Annotated in this window: 1 protein-coding gene; it reads left to right on the forward strand. The window is 64.6% G+C overall.

The features are described from left to right. Window positions 1-42 precede the first annotated feature (42 nt). On the forward strand, window positions 43-257 hold a 215-nt coding region (locus SB724_RS20870; RefSeq protein ID WP_410572866.1), incomplete at its 3' end, for a helix-turn-helix domain-containing protein.

Raw genomic sequence — 257 nt, forward strand, 5'->3', positions numbered from 1 at the left:
GAGGCGGCGACCGATCAAGGCAGTTCTCCAGGGCTTGGAGACATGGCTTTCGCAACCGGCTTGAGCGTCACCCACTTCCTGCGGGCGTTCCGGCAGCAGACGGGCACCACTCCGCACAAGTTCGTCGTCTCCCGACGGATCGATCGCGCCGTGTCGATCCTGCGCCTCGGCAAGGCTTCCATAGGCGAGGTTGCAGATCAGGTTGGCTATTCGAACCCTGCCGCCTTCGTTGCCGCGTTTCGCGGGGCAACGGGGGT

It is taken from the genome of Bacillus sp. SIMBA_031 (genome assembly GCF_046535225.1).
Lineage (GTDB): Bacteria > Bacillota > Bacilli > Bacillales > Bacillaceae > Bacillus > Bacillus velezensis.